The sequence below is a fragment of the Vreelandella stevensii S18214 genome (assembly GCF_000275725.1).
GTDB lineage: Bacteria > Pseudomonadota > Gammaproteobacteria > Pseudomonadales > Halomonadaceae > Vreelandella > Vreelandella stevensii.
This window is the reverse complement of sequence record NZ_AJTS01000031.1, coordinates 12,460-25,904: the sequence shown is the minus strand read 5'-3', so window position 1 is coordinate 25,904 and position 13,445 is coordinate 12,460. Positions and strand designations below refer to the sequence as shown.

10 protein-coding genes are annotated in these 13,445 nt (G+C 61.2%); 5 read left to right on the top strand and 5 right to left on the bottom strand.

Going from position 1 to position 13,445, the window contains the following annotated elements; genetic code table 11:
* Nucleotides 1-505: 505 nt before the first annotated feature.
* A complete protein-coding gene (locus HSS18214_RS0106350) occupies nucleotides 506-2,158 on the bottom strand; it encodes an alpha/beta hydrolase (protein ID WP_016914461.1) in 1,653 nt (550 codons plus the stop codon).
* Nucleotides 2,159-2,222: 64 nt separating this feature from the next.
* Nucleotides 2,223-3,020 (bottom strand): MipA/OmpV family protein, encoded by a 798-nt coding sequence (locus HSS18214_RS0106345; protein ID WP_139790098.1) that lies wholly within the window; start codon nucleotides 3,018-3,020, stop codon nucleotides 2,223-2,225.
* Between the two features lie 426 nt (nucleotides 3,021-3,446).
* On the opposite strand from HSS18214_RS0106345, the gene HSS18214_RS0106340 reads away from it, so the two are divergent.
* Nucleotides 3,447-4,559: an RNA-guided endonuclease InsQ/TnpB family protein gene (locus HSS18214_RS0106340; protein WP_016914459.1), complete on the top strand. Its 1,113-nt coding sequence runs from the start codon at nucleotides 3,447-3,449 to the stop codon at nucleotides 4,557-4,559.
* 452 nt (nucleotides 4,560-5,011) lie between these two features.
* On the opposite strand, the gene HSS18214_RS0106335 is transcribed toward HSS18214_RS0106340, so the two are convergent.
* Nucleotides 5,012-6,271, bottom strand: coding sequence for a M20/M25/M40 family metallo-hydrolase (locus HSS18214_RS0106335; RefSeq protein WP_016914458.1), 1,260 nt, complete (start codon nucleotides 6,269-6,271; stop codon nucleotides 5,012-5,014).
* A 223-nt stretch (nucleotides 6,272-6,494) separates the two neighbouring features.
* Between HSS18214_RS0106335 and HSS18214_RS0106330 the strand changes: the two genes are divergently transcribed.
* Together HSS18214_RS0106330 and HSS18214_RS0106325 are read left to right on the top strand one after the other, a co-directional pair.
* On the top strand, nucleotides 6,495-7,712 hold the full coding sequence (locus HSS18214_RS0106330; protein WP_016914457.1) for a YbfB/YjiJ family MFS transporter: 1,218 nt from the start codon (nucleotides 6,495-6,497) through the stop codon (nucleotides 7,710-7,712).
* 88 nt (nucleotides 7,713-7,800) lie between these two features.
* Nucleotides 7,801-9,264, top strand: a complete 1,464-nt coding sequence (locus HSS18214_RS0106325; protein ID WP_016914456.1) for a sodium-dependent transporter — start codon at nucleotides 7,801-7,803, stop codon at nucleotides 9,262-9,264.
* A gap of 146 nt (nucleotides 9,265-9,410) precedes the next feature.
* Here the strand turns inward: HSS18214_RS0106325 and HSS18214_RS17900 are convergent, their stop codons facing one another.
* Both HSS18214_RS17900 and HSS18214_RS0106310 read right to left on the bottom strand, forming a co-directional pair.
* On the bottom strand, nucleotides 9,411-10,709 hold the full coding sequence (locus tag HSS18214_RS17900; RefSeq protein ID WP_016914454.1) for a Y-family DNA polymerase: 1,299 nt from the start codon (nucleotides 10,707-10,709) through the stop codon (nucleotides 9,411-9,413).
* Nucleotides 10,706-11,149 (bottom strand): LexA family protein, encoded by a 444-nt coding sequence (locus HSS18214_RS0106310; protein WP_016914453.1) that lies wholly within the window; start codon nucleotides 11,147-11,149, stop codon nucleotides 10,706-10,708. Before HSS18214_RS0106310 ends, HSS18214_RS17900 begins: the two co-directional genes overlap by 4 nt.
* A gap of 343 nt (nucleotides 11,150-11,492) precedes the next feature.
* On the opposite strand from HSS18214_RS0106310, the gene HSS18214_RS0106300 reads away from it, so the two are divergent.
* Together HSS18214_RS0106300 and HSS18214_RS0106295 are read left to right on the top strand one after the other, a co-directional pair.
* Nucleotides 11,493-12,377, top strand: a complete 885-nt coding sequence (locus tag HSS18214_RS0106300; RefSeq protein WP_016914451.1) for an alpha/beta fold hydrolase — start codon at nucleotides 11,493-11,495, stop codon at nucleotides 12,375-12,377.
* 50 nt (nucleotides 12,378-12,427) lie between these two features.
* Entirely contained in the window at nucleotides 12,428-13,444 is a 1,017-nt protein-coding gene (locus HSS18214_RS0106295) for a patatin-like phospholipase family protein (RefSeq protein WP_016914450.1), read from the top strand.
* The last annotated feature ends 1 nt before the right edge of the window (nucleotide 13,445 follow it).

Sequence of the window (13,445 nt, the reverse complement as noted above, 5' to 3'; positions counted from 1 at the left end):
AAGTCGAACTGGCGGCGAATCGCGACAAAGTCGCTGCTAACTTCGGGCCGGTGCACGGGCCCTTGGCGAAAAACTGCCTGGTATCGAGCATCACCCGGGTACCTGCTGAAAGGGGCATGGGGAGGATACATAAAAAAAAGCGCCCTCACGAATGAGGACGCTTTTTTCATCGCGGTACAGAGCGTGCTGAATGATCAGTCCGTGTACTGCGGTACTTCTTCTTCCCTGATTGACGAAAGCTCGTCCTGAGCTTGCTCGGTCCCTGAATCGTCTTCGCTCATCCTAAGCGCACATTCCCTTGTCACGCGGTATCCCTGCCGCGAACGCTTTGAACTATAGGTGAGTGACAATTAATGTACAAGATAAAATTGTATTTTTATTGTACTTGAATAGTACAGAAATGCTGCTGCTCGATCATAAAGTGTATATTTAACAAATGTTTATAATTTTACAGTTGGCACAAAAAATAGCAGGCTAAATAGCCTGCCGGTGAAATGGGTTATCGTCAGCGCGTCAGATGATCGCGCAGGCGCTGCAATTGCTCAGCATCCCAGCCGTCGGGTTCGGTGAGGGCTGCCCAGGCATCGATGTAGTGTTCGGCGGCGATTTCATGCCCATAGCCGTCGGGGGCGCTGCCCACGGTCAGGTCGACCAGCAGCTGTAGCATGGTCACCACGGGGTACCAGCGTAGCGCTGGAGAAACATCTGGCCCACGAGGTGCGCGCATCCACTCGGGTTCTCGCCAGAACGCCGCAGGCTCGAAAAAGGTGATGGGGTCGCTGGCATATTGCAGAAACGCAATGCGGAAATCTCCCCATGGGGCAGCGGCTTCCTCCAGCCCTTGGGTCTGGTTCATGAACCTGACAACCGCGCCCTCGCGAAACGTGGGTAGCCATGCGGGGGAACCCGGATCGCGGTCGGCGGTCACGGCGCGCCAGGTGTCGCTGCGAAAGGGAGGGCCGCTCCACAGCACGCCTTGAAAGGGGTCGTCGATGATATCGTAAAGATCGAAGGATAGATCCGAGTTGAGCGCGCCCAGGCTCAGGCCAAAGAGGTAAAGCTGCGGTCGCTCATCGCTTGGCAGCTGGCTCCAGTAGCGGTAAATGGCCGAAAACAGCGCGCGGGCACTCTCGACGCCGTACTCTGCTTCGGAGATCAGCGACAGGTGGCTGGGTAGATACGAGTACTGGGCGGCCACCGTGGCAATATCGCCGCGATGAAGATACTCCACGCTGTGCTGGGAACGAGGGTCGATCCAGCCGCGGCCAGTGGGGGTCGCGATGACCATGACCGAGCGTTCGAACCCGCCGGTTCTGATTAGCTCTTCGAGGGCCAGCTCGGCGCGCTGAGTGGCGGTTTCGGCGGCGTTGAGCCCGACATAGACGCGAATGGGGTCGAGCGCGGGCTCACCCAGAAACGCTTCCATATCCTCGGCCGTAGGGCCCTGGGTGACGAAGCGCCTGCCCCGGCTACCCAGCGCTTCCCAACTGATCAGCGACTCGGCGCTGCCGGGCACATTGGCCGCTTGCGGGGGGCTCAGGTCATCCTGCATCAGCTCGTCCACCTGCTGGTAGGAGCGGTCAGCCACCTGTAGTGCGTAAGAAAAGATGACGCCCTCGATGATCAGCCAGAACAGCGCCACGGCGGAGACGATGCCCAGCACTTGGGCCGTGCGATGGGGCAGCACATGGGCAAGCTTGTACGAGAGCAGCTTGAAGGTGCGCTTGAACAGCCGCGCGACCAGCAGCAGACTCAGAAAGACCCCCATGGTGATCAGCGCCACGGCCAGCGGGCGTGTGCCGCTGGTGGGGTCCATCTCCATCAGTTCGCGAATGCTGTTTTGCCACTCGGCCGCGCGCCATAGAAAAATCACCGACACCACCAGCGCGACCAGGGCGGCCAGCTGCTTGAGCGTGCGCTCTACAGCGGCTCTGGGCTCTGGCAGGTGCAGGTAGTGCCACAGCGTGCGCGCAATGACGCCCAGGGCATACCCCGCCGTGACGCTGAGCCCGGAGACGATGCCCTGAGCCAGCAAGGGGCGGGGCACCAGGCTTGGGGTGAGTGAAAAGGCAAAAAAGAGCGTGGCAAGCAGTAGGCCCGTGCCCGACAAGCGGCTCAGCAAGGGCCTCATGCGAAAGTGCTCGAGACGGTTTTCCATAACGTTTTTCATGGCCTGGTTCGAGGGCAATCCATTTGGCGTGTGGGTCCCAGACGCTAGTGTATTAGAAACGGTAGGTCAGTGATACCCCACTCAGCGCCTGCCAGGGGCTTCCCAGCGCATCGACGATCGGGCTGTCGGCGGCGTTGCCGGTCAGTCGGGTAGCGCCGACGAAGCCGGTGGCTGTCCACTCAGGGGTCAAGGCGTAACTCAGGCTGGCGTTTGCGCCCAGCCGCCAATAGCCGCCATCCGGTGCGTAGGTGGCCACTCCGCTGCGGGCGCTATCCTGGTCGGAAACTCCATACAGAGATTGAGTCCAGCGCTCGTTGGAGTAGTTGACGCTGGGGGATAGCACCAGCAGCAAACGCTCGCTGAGCGGGGTGCGCAGGGTGGCGCTCGCCGAGAACGTGGCGCCTTCCATGTCGCCGGTCACTGCGCGGCTGCCAGCCACGCTGTAGCGCCAGGGCCCATCCTGGTAACCGACTCGCAAGCCCAGCGTGGCGCCACCATCGATTTTTTCGAAGGCGCCAAGGTCACCCTTGTTATCGCGGCCGAAGGTGTAGCCGATAAAGGGCGAGGCGCTCCAGTTGCCCTGGCGCAAGGCGTGCCACTCGATGCCATCGCGCAGATTGATGGACAGCTGGTCGCCATAGGCCAGGTTCAGTACGGGCAGTGCGCGGGCTTCGTAGTCGTCGCTACCGGCATAATCAGGGGCGTAAGCAATCCCCGCGCCCACGCTGCCCCGCCACTGGTCGGCCAGCGCCATGGGGGCCAGGGCCATGCAGGCGAGCGTTACCAGGCAGCCTAGGGGGCGTAAGTGGGAGCGAGAGTAACGGCTTGAAATCAGGGAGCGAGTCGGCATGGAAGCATCCAGAATGTGAGAGAAACGTGCATGATTGTATGTTTGGTTTAAAACCAATCGCAAGCCAGCGCTTGATATTTATCACGGCCCGCCCATAAAAACTTTTTAACTTTTCATATCCCAGGTTAGATAACTCGACGTCTATAAGGCGCACTGTGTGCCCATGACGCAGGGACAGCGTTACAAGGAAGTGCAAGCAGGGAGTGCTTGCGGCGCACAAGGATGCATGGACAGGACGTTCGTGAAGTGGGATCAGGGAGGACCTGATAAAGCCTCGGCCAGCGATGGTCGGGGTTTTTTTATCAGTCAGCGCGTAAAACCTCGTACTTTGAGTGCGAGGATGGATAGCGCGGCGTCCGGCAGGACGCCTTGTGCCTTGTGCCTTGTGCCTTGTAATCTTACATAAAGCACGATAATTTGTAAGATATGATAACCGAACGCGCCTATAAATACCGCTTCTACCCCACGCCAGAGCAGGCAACCCTGCTGGCGCGTACGTTTGGGTGCGTGCGGTTTGTCTGGAACGCGGTGCTGCGCTATCGCACCGATGCGTTCTATCAGCGTCAGGAAAAAATCGGTTACATCGACGCCAGCGCGTTTTTGACACAGTTAAAAAAGCAGCCTGACACCGCCTTTCTGGCCGAGGTCAGTTCGGTGCCACTGCAACAATGCCTGCGCCACCAACAAACCGCTTTCAAGAATTTCTTTGCCAAGCGGGCGCGGTATCCCAGCTTTAAATCCAAAAAGCACCGGCAGTCAGCCACCTTTGCCAGTTCGGCATTTTCGTACCGTGACGGCCAGATCACGCTCGCCAAGTGCCGCGAACCGTTGAGCATTCGCTGGAGCCGCGAGCTACCGTCAGCGCCTAGCACCGTCACCGTGTCAAAGGACGCAGCAGGCCGCTACTTCATTAGCTGTCTGTGCAAGGTAGATACTGAGACGCTGCCGATCACGCCTAACATGATCGGTATCGACCTGGGACTAAAAGACCTGTTCGTGACCAGCGAGGGTCAACGGGTTAATAACCCGCGCCATACGGCACACCATGAGAGGAAACTGGCTCGGGCACAGCGGCAATTGAGCCGTAAGCAAAAAGGCTCTAACAACCGTGCCAAGGCACGGTTAAAGGTCGCTCGCTGTCACGCCAAAATTGCCGATACACGGCGTGACCACCTGCATAAACTCACCCGCCAGATCGTTAACGAGAACCAAGTGATCGCGGCGGAGAGTTTGCAGGTTAAAAATATGGTCAAAAATCGCCATCTCTCTAACGCCATCAGTGATGTTGGCTGGGGGGAGTTGGTGCGCCAGCTTGAGTACAAAGCGGCTTGGGCCGGACGCCAATTCGTCCAGATCGACCGCTGGTACCCAAGCTCAAAACGCTGCCATGGCTGTGGATTTGTCATGGAATCGCTACCGCTCACTGTTCGCACCTGGGATTGCCCAGGCTGTGGCACCGAAGGCATTGACCGTGACCTCAATGCCGCCCGCAACATCCTACAAGCTGGCACCGCGCTATTAGCGGGTGCCGAGCGTTGAAGTAACTACCGAGGGGCACTCGGGAATTAACGCCTGTGGAGTTTGTGTAAGACCGGCAATGCCAGGGCATTGAGGGCAACGGACAGCGAAGCAGGAACCAGGAAGGCAACAACCTGGGAATCCCCTTCCTTTCCGCCGCGAGGCGGCAGCGCAAGCTGAGGGAGGGGAGGATGTCAACTCAGGTTAATGCAGTTGTCATATAGAAGCTGCAGAGTAGGCAGTGGCATAAGGAAACGTGCCTTCAGGGAGTACTATCAAGCAAGGAGCGCTTGAGCACCAGGGATGCATGAACAGGACGTTCATGAAGAAGGATCAGGGAGGAGTCAGTACTGCCCCGGCCAGTCATGGCCGGGGTTTTTTTTGCCTATTCGCCCATCGTGGCTGTAGTGGTCAACTAATACCGGACAGTAATTTAAGGTTTTCCTCAGCCACCATGGTGGGAAGTACCGGGGTCAGTCGGTGCTGTCAGTACCGCTTTCCGGTTTGCTGCTGCCCTGGTGGGCAAGTGGGCTGGCTTCGTCCAGGCGCGGGTGGTTGTTCTTGAAAGCCTGATGCAGGTCGGGCATGGCATCCATGGCCTGGATGGTGTGTGCCAGGGCATGCACGGCTGCCAATACGTCCTGGGTATTGCCGGTTTCCGAAATGGTGTGCATGTTGCGGATGGGGAAGCCCATGGAGGTGGCCGCGCTGTCGATGGAGGCCAGTACGCCTGCCATGCCGTCGGTGCCGGTATCTACCCCGACGATATCCCGCTGCATGGGAATGTCGTGCTCCCTGGCGGCGGTGGCAATGATGCGATTCAACTGCTCACTGGCAATCGAGCCCACCGACAGCGTGAACCCCTTGCCCATTTCCAGCGGCTGCATGCGCTTGTCGCCAATGCCGGGCGCGCCCACGTAATCGTGGTTGACGTCCACGCCGATGATTGCATCGGGCTTCAGCTCGCCCGCCATCACGCGGCTGCCGAAGCGGCCGATCTCTTCGTAGCTGGCAATCGCAAACATGACGCGAACCTTGTCGGTGCCACCGGCTTCGGCAACGAGCCGAGCGGCTTCGGCGGCGACAAAGCAGCCCAGTCCGTTATCCAGGTAGGCGCCGTAGAAGGTATTCGGGCTGAACCCCGGGCGGATGGGACGATTGAAGATGATCGAGTCGCCGGGGCGCACGCCCAGGTTGAGAACCTGCTGCTTCTTGTTTTCTCCGTGAATTTGCAGGTCCAGGTAAATCTGCTCTTTCTTGATGCCCTTGCTGCCATCACGCTGGGCTGGGTCGGAGAAGTGAATCGCGCCCAGGGCTTCCACCGTGCCGCCGTCGATGCGGCGGTAGCTGCCTGGGGCCTCTGGGTCTTCACTGAACAGGGTGACTTCATGGCCGATCAGCACGCCCGGCAGGAAGGAGTCGGTATTGATCCAGATCTTGCCGTCTTCCCCAATCGAGCGAACCTGCATGCGGATCTTGTCGGCATGGCCGATGATCATCAACTTGAACATGTCGTCCTGGCCCGGGTGCGTGTCCAGTACCACACCGGCGTTGCCCTTGAACTGATGCAGGTGCCAGCCCGCCGGGGCAAAGCTTTCGAAATAGGGTTTGAGAACGCCATAGGTCATGGCGCCCTCCAGGCCTACGGGGCTGGGCGCCGCCAGAATGTCACGCATCAGGGTGAACTGTGCGTCCGGCATGGGCTGGGTCCAGGGTGTTGCGGTATCGGTCATGGTGAAACCTCACTTACAGCGGTGGTCAGTGATGACTAGTCTGACAGATTGTGGCGTGTTCTGTCGCCAGTGGGTGGGGCAACGGCGGCGGTTGCATGCGCGCGGGATAAGCGCACCCCCGACCTAGGTGGTCATGACGCGCTGTCTGAAACACCTTACTATGATCATTAACGTATGCACGCTGATGAAACTACCATGGTATCGATGTCCTGGGAGTGTTGCCATGACGGCAGAAACGCTGGTCAGTCCTCGTTTTAAAGTTCTGTTGGCAGGGGTGTTTAGCCAGATATTGTGCATTGGTATTGCGCGATTCGCCTATACCCCGCTATTGCCCGTAATGCAGCAGCAGAGTTGGCTCAATGATGCCGATGGTGGTTGGCTGGCGGCACTCAACTATGCCGGCTACATGCTGGGCGCTGTGCTGGCCGCATCTATCCGCACCTTGCACCTGAAGGATACTCTGTTCCGGACTGGGCTCGTATTGGCGGTGCTGAGTACGCTAGGGATGGCGCTGACCGAGCACTTCTGGGTATGGGCAGGCCTGCGGTTTATCGCGGGGTTATCCAGCAGTGGTTCCATGCTGCTGGCGTCCGGACTGATTCTCCATTGGCTGATTCAGCATCATCAGCGTGGCGAGCTTGGGATCCATTTTGCTGGGGTGGGGGTTGGCATCGTGGTGGCGGCGCTGGCCGTTGAATTCATGCAAGCGCTTGCGCTGGGCTGGCAAGCCCAATGGTGGGGCTTTAGCCTGCTAGGGCTGGTGCTGCTGGTGCCCGCATGGTGCTGGCTGCCTCGCCCCGTAAAGCCGCTTCCAGGCACGTCTGAGCATGCTGCACCGGTCCGGCCGCCCAGCCGTACCTTCATGCGCTTGATGCTGCCTGCCTATTTTTGTGCCGGGTACGGTTACGTCATCAGCGCCACCTTTCTGGTCGCCATCGTCGAGCGTGAACCGCTGCTGGCGGGAGCGGGTAACTGGGCGTTCGCGCTAGTCGGATTGGCAGCGGCTCCCACTGTAATGCTGTGGGATCTGATAGCAAGGCGGATTGGCTACCTGGGCGCCTTGATCGTTGCGATGCTGGTTCAGGTCGTTGGCATTGTGCTGCCTGCCGTCAGCCCGACCTTGCCGGGCGTGCTGGTAAGCGCCGTGCTGTATGGCGGTACCTTTCTGGGCTGTGTGAGTCTGGTATTGACCATGGCAGGGCGGCTTTACCCAGCGAGCCCCGCTCGCTTGATGGGCCAAATGACGCTGGCGTATGGGGCTGCACAAATCGTTGCGCCGGCGCTGACGGGCATGCTGGCGGAAGCCTCTGGGCACTACTACCTGGGGCTTTGGTTGGCCGGTGGCTTCGTGACGACAGGGGCGTTGCTGTTGATATGGTTACGTCGCATCGACTACACGGCGCAGCGGCTGGACGCTGAGGCCAAGGCGCTGGCCGCATAGAAAAAGCGCTGGCGCGACCCAGAGATGCGTGGGCTTCGAGGGCAAAATCCTCTAGGATAGGCGCTTTTTTCTGACAGGGTAGAAGGGCATGGCGTCTTCTGGACAACCGCGTATTCAGTGGCTGGGCCGCTGGGGCTTTGTGTTGGCAGCTACCGGCTCGGCGGTAGGCTTGGGCAATATCTGGAAATTCCCCTATATCACCGGGGAGTACGGTGGCGGCGCTTTCGTGCTGGTCTATCTGGCCTGCATCCTGGCCGTCGGGGTGCCCGTGATGATGACCGAGATCGCTTTTGGTCGTCGTGGTCGCGGTAGCCCCATCGATGCCATCCGCCGGGTGGTCAGCGAATCGGGGCGCTCCTCCGGCTGGTCGTTGATCGGCTGGATGGCCATGCTTTGCGGGTTCATGGTTCTGTCGTTCTATGTGGTGGTGGCCGGGTGGTCCTTCTCCTACTTGTGGAAGATGCTCTCCGGTGGTCTGGCGGGCAGCAGCGTCGATGACATGGCGGCGATCTTTGCGGCCAACAACGCCAACCCGTGGGTGCTGGGCGGCTGGAGCACGCTGGTGACGCTGTTGACCATGCTGATCGTGGGCAAGGGCGTACAGGAGGGGATCGAGAAGAGCGTCAGCTGGATGATGCCGGGCCTGGTGCTGATGCTGGTGCTGCTGATCGTGTTTGGCGTGTTTTCCGGTGGCTTTGGTGACGCCGTCCGCTTCCTGTTCTCGTTCAATGCGGGCAGCCTGTCCAGTGCCGGTATGCTGGCGGCGCTGGGGCACGCCTTCTTTACGCTGTCGCTGGCCTCGGGGGCCATTCTCACCTACGGCAGCTATCTCCCCAAAGGGGCCTCCATCGGGCGTACCACGGTCAGCGTGGCGCTGGCCGATACCGTGGTGGCGCTGATGGCCGGGCTGGCAATCTTCCCGGTGATCTTTGCCAACGGCATGAATCCTGGCGAAGGGCCAGGGCTGATTTTCATGAGCCTGCCGCTGGCTTTCCAGGCTATGCCCTTGGGCACCCTGTTCGGTATTCTGTTCTTTTTGATGCTCTCCATGGCGGCACTAACCTCATCCATCTCGATGGTCGAAGCCACCGTCTCCTGGCTGTGCGACAACAAGGGCATCACGCGCCCGGTGGCCGCCTGGTCCACCGGGATCGTGCTGTGGCTGGTCAGCACGCTGGCGATGCTGTCGTTCAATCTGGGCGCTGACTGGACGCTGGCGGGCAGGCACTTCTTTGACTGGTTGGACTACCTGACGTCCCGTTGGATGATGCCGCTGGGCGGGTTGGGCATGGTGCTGCTGGCCGGGTTCGTGCTCAAGAACGAGACGTTCCGCGACGAGCTGGGGCTGGCTCCGCTGCCCTATACGCTGTGGCTGACCATGGTGCGCTACGTCAGCCCGCTGGGCATCCTGGTCATCTTCGTCGATGCCCTGGGCCTCTATCAGGTCTCGTTTGCCCAGCACTGGCCGTGGCTGCTGGCGATCCTGGTGGCCATGATGGCAGCGGGTGAAACCTTGAGCCCACGCTTGCGCAAGGCCCTGAAAGCTGCCTAGGAGGGCCAATCCTGCCCGGTGTTCAGGCGGCGCTGAAGGTCGTTGAGCTGGCGATGGGCCACGTCCGGGCTGGGCGCATACTCGTCATCAGATCGTTGATAGGACATAAGGCAAACTTTTGGCGTGCGGAATCACTAGCCTAGCGGCTATCGGTGAGAAGTAAACGCCGCGATGGCTCCCGGGTGGGTGCCGGCTTCCAGCAACTCGTTCCAACGCGTGGTGTAGCGGCGCGAACGGTGCCCGCAGCGCAGCTGCCAAGCGGCGTCCGGGTCGCGCATGCCAAAGTGGATGGTGCCTTGCCCCATCCGCTGGTTGATGGCATCCACCGCCCGCATCACGTGGGGGTGCGCTTTGGCAGGCGGTGCCAGCAGCGAGAGCTGGTACTGCTGGGCGTCTACCAGGTCCACCAGCATGACGCCTGCTTTCATGAACACGTATCCGGGGCGGTACATCTGCTCCATCCCTTCCTTGACGGCCTGCAGAATGAGCCGCGTGTCGTCGGTGGGAGCATCGAGGGGAATCATGGCACGGGGGGCCAGCTGGGGCAGGTCCCTGCGATGGCGGCTGGTGGTCAGAAACATCAGCACCGCACGGGCCAGACTACCCTGCTGGCGCAGTTTCTCGGCGCTGCGCTGGGCGTGCTGGCGCAATGCATCGTGCAGTTCCTCCTTGCGCCCCGTGGCACGCCCGAAAGAGCGTGAGGTCATGATGCGCTGGCGGGGCTGTTCGACGGCGTTCATCTCCAGGCAAGGCGTGCCGCGCAGCTCGAGGGCGGTGCGCGCCAACACTACCGAAAAGCGCTTGCGCAACTGCCTGGGGTCGCTATCACGCAGCTGCCAGGCGGTACGAATACCGCTCACGGCGAGCTGCTCGGCAAGCCGTCGGCCGACTCCCCATACCTCGCTCACCGGAAGCTGTTTGAGCAGTGCCTGGGTGGTGGCAGTGTGGGCAGCCAGCAGACATACCCCTTGATAGTGGGGCTGCTGCTTGGCCACGTGATTGGCCAGCTTGGCCAGCGTATGCGTGGCCGCCAGCCCAACGCAGACGGGCAACCCCAGGTAACGGCGAACACGGCGGCGTAGCGCCACGCCCATGGCCTGGCACTGGGCGTCATCGAAGCCATCCAGGTAAATGAACATCTCATCAATGGAGTAGGGGGCGACCTCTGGGCAGGCTTCACGCAGCAGCTGTGCCAACCGCGCCGACATGTCGCCGTACAGCTCGTAGTTGGAAGAGCACAAATGGATCTGGCCCCGACGCCGCAGCCCTTCCAGCTGGAACGCTGGCGTCCCCATGGCAATGCCCATGGCTTTCAGCTCGGCAGAGCGCGCAATCACGCAGCCATCGTTGTTGGACATGACGCCCACGGCCTTGCCTTCCAGCGTGGGCTGGAATACCCGCTCGCAGGAAACGTAAAAGTTGTTGGCATCCACCAGACCGATCATGGCAAATACTCATGAATGACGGCGCGCACTACCCCCCATAGCTGGCACTCGGCCTCTTCCAGCGGCAGCGGAGGGTAGTGCGGATGAGACGAGCACAAATGCGGCGTACCGCGATACAGCGCGTAGCGCTTGATCAACAGCTCCTGGTCGAACAGGGCGACCACAATGTGGCCCAGCCGAGGCGGCACGCTGCGGTCTACCACCAGCAGGTCGCCGTCGAAGATGCCCCACCCCTCCATGCTGTCGCCGCGGGCAGTCAGGTAGAACGTCTGTGTCGGGTGCTTGATCAGCCGCGTGTTGAGATCCAGCGTGCGTGGCTCGTAATCCTGCGCGGGGGAAGGAAAGCCGCTAAAACCCGCGCGACCACTCAGCGAGGCAAACGGAAGAGGCAAGGGCGTTGACGGCAAGGCGGTCGCAACGGCAGTGGGTTGAGACGGCATCGTCGGGCTCCTCACGAATGAATAGTGTGTTTATATACAGTATTTGTGGCCAGTATTCATTCCTGCGGAAAAAAATGCAAGGTGCCGGGGCGAAGGTAAGGGTACGAGGAGGCTAACGGGCCAGCCAGAGGCCAACCACCAGCGCACTGATGACCGTGATCCAGAACACGAGATTGCGGGCGCGGGTGTCGCGACGAGGTTTCATCGGGTTGTCTCCAGCAGACAGGAAAGGGTGGCCCACCATGGGCCGCTCGAAATCAGCGCATAGGCTATGCCAGGCATGGTAACGTTTGGTGCTCGAAGCGTCATCCGGCGCAGGGTTTTTTGTGAAGAGAGAGGGCTGATGAAAGGTTCCGAGTTTAGCGGCAGTACGCCGCTGTCGTTGGCCAATGGGCGCCTGGCGGCCCTGAGCTGGGGGCGCCACGATGCCCCGGTGTGGGTCGCCCTGCACGGCTGGCTGGATAACGCGGCGAGCTTCTCGCGGCTGGCCCCCTTGCTGGTAAAGCGACTCAACATTCGTATCGTTGCCCTCGATTTTCGCGGGCACGGCCACTCGGCCCATGCGCCCTTCGGCAGCGACTATGCGCTGTGGGACTACCTTCACGATGTGCTGGATGCCATGGAGGCGCTGGAGATCGAGCAGGCCACGTTGCTGGCGCACTCGATGGGGGCGGCAGTCTCCTGCCTGCTGGCAGCGGCGCTGCCCGAGCGTGTCGCACGGTTGGTGCTGCTGGATGGCCTGGGGGCACTGAATACGCCCGCAGAGGAGACGGCCAGCCAGCTGCGCAAGGGCCTCACCGCCCACCGCCGCGTCGCTTCGCGCACGCCCCGGTATGCGGATATCGAACAGGCCGTTGCCGCCCGGGTGGCAGGCGGCGTGACGCCGCTGGATGCTATCACGGCCAGGCCGCTGGTCGAGCGTAACACCCAGGCCACGGCGGATGGCAAGGTCGCCATGCGCACCGACAGCCGCCTGCTGAAGCCTTCCCTGGTCCGCCTGACGCCGCAGCAGGTGCTGGCCATACTGGCAGAGATTCAAGCCCCCGTGCTATTGATAGAAGGAGAGCGCGGTATTCTCGGTGAGCGCCAGTGGGCGGTGGCCGCTCGGCAGGCGGTTCCCCGCCTCACCCGCCATGTGCTGGCGGGGGGGCACCATCTTCATCTGGAGCCGCAGGCCGTGGCCCAGGTCGCCGAGGTGATTTGCTGTAGTCCCAGTGGTGAAGAGTAGAGCGGTGAAGAGAAGAATAGAGCGGTGAAAAATAAGAAGGAGGGTGTGCCGTGGTGAGTCTGTTGGCAGGGAGAGCGCTGGGTGAGGGAAACAAGGTGGCTCTGGTGCTGGGCAGCGGCGGGGCCAGAGGCTACGCGCATATCGGCGTGATCGAGGCGCTGGAAGCGCGGGGCTTCGAGATCATCTCGATAGCGGGCTGCTCCATGGGCGCGCTGATTGGCGGTATCTACGCATCGGGCAAGCTGCCCCAGTATCGGGATTGGGTGTGCCATCTCGACTATCTGGACGTGCTGAAGCTGGTCGATGTGACCTGGAGCCCCATGGGGGCCATGCGGGCCAACAAGGTCATGAGCAAGCTGGAAGAGCTGGTGGGTGACGTACTGATCGAGGATCTGCCGATCCCCGTGACCACGGTGGCCACCGATCTGGTACGCCAGCGCGAAGTGTGGTTTCAAAATGGCCCGCTGCTACGCGCCATACGCGCCTCCATTGCGGTGCCTGGCGTGATTACTCCGGTGAACCTGGGCGAGCAGGTGCTGGTGGATGGCGGGCTGCTCAACCCGCTGCCGATGATGCCCATTCTGGCCGCCCATGAAGCGGATTTTGTGGTGGCGGTGAACGCGACGGCCCATAGCCCGCAGCCGGTGACCCTGGAAGAGCTGCTGCCCCGTGACGAGCCTGCCCCGCCGCAGACCCCCTCGGAGCGCGAGCGAGAGGCCAACATTGGCGGTTGGATGAGCGAAGTGCGCGCCACCACGCGCCGACTGTGGGGCGGCCTGGGCGGCGGTGAAGAAGAGAACGATGACGATGAAACCGTCGACCTGCGCGGCAAGCGTGAGTGGGGCAAGCTGGACATGATTCTGGAGTCGTTCGATATCACCCAGGCGGCGCTGGCCAAGTACAAGGTGGCCGGGTATCCGCCGGATGTGCTGATCGAAGTGCCCAAAACCGTTTGCAGTACCTATGAGTTCCATCGCGCCAACGAGTTGATTCGCCTGGGGCGCCATCTGGCGGATCAGGCGCTGGAGCGGCGCATGCCCAGTATTGCCTCGGACGCTACCGAGTGAG

Coding starts and splice junctions, on each gene's coding strand:
- HSS18214_RS0106350 (WP_016914461.1), bottom strand. CDS start 2,158: ATGGAAAACCGTCTCGAGCACTTTCGCATGAGGCCCTTGCTGAGCCGC.
- HSS18214_RS0106345 (WP_139790098.1), bottom strand. CDS start 3,020: ATGCCGACTCGCTCCCTGATTTCAAGCCGTTACTCTCGCTCCCACTTA.
- HSS18214_RS0106340 (WP_016914459.1), top strand. CDS start 3,447: ATGATAACCGAACGCGCCTATAAATACCGCTTCTACCCCACGCCAGAG.
- HSS18214_RS0106335 (WP_016914458.1), bottom strand. CDS start 6,271: ATGACCGATACCGCAACACCCTGGACCCAGCCCATGCCGGACGCACAG.
- HSS18214_RS0106330 (WP_016914457.1), top strand. CDS start 6,495: ATGACGGCAGAAACGCTGGTCAGTCCTCGTTTTAAAGTTCTGTTGGCA.
- HSS18214_RS0106325 (WP_016914456.1), top strand. CDS start 7,801: ATGGCGTCTTCTGGACAACCGCGTATTCAGTGGCTGGGCCGCTGGGGC.
- HSS18214_RS17900 (WP_016914454.1), bottom strand. CDS start 10,709: ATGATCGGTCTGGTGGATGCCAACAACTTTTACGTTTCCTGCGAGCGG.
- HSS18214_RS0106310 (WP_016914453.1), bottom strand. CDS start 11,149: ATGCCGTCTCAACCCACTGCCGTTGCGACCGCCTTGCCGTCAACGCCC.
- HSS18214_RS0106300 (WP_016914451.1), top strand. CDS start 11,493: ATGAAAGGTTCCGAGTTTAGCGGCAGTACGCCGCTGTCGTTGGCCAAT.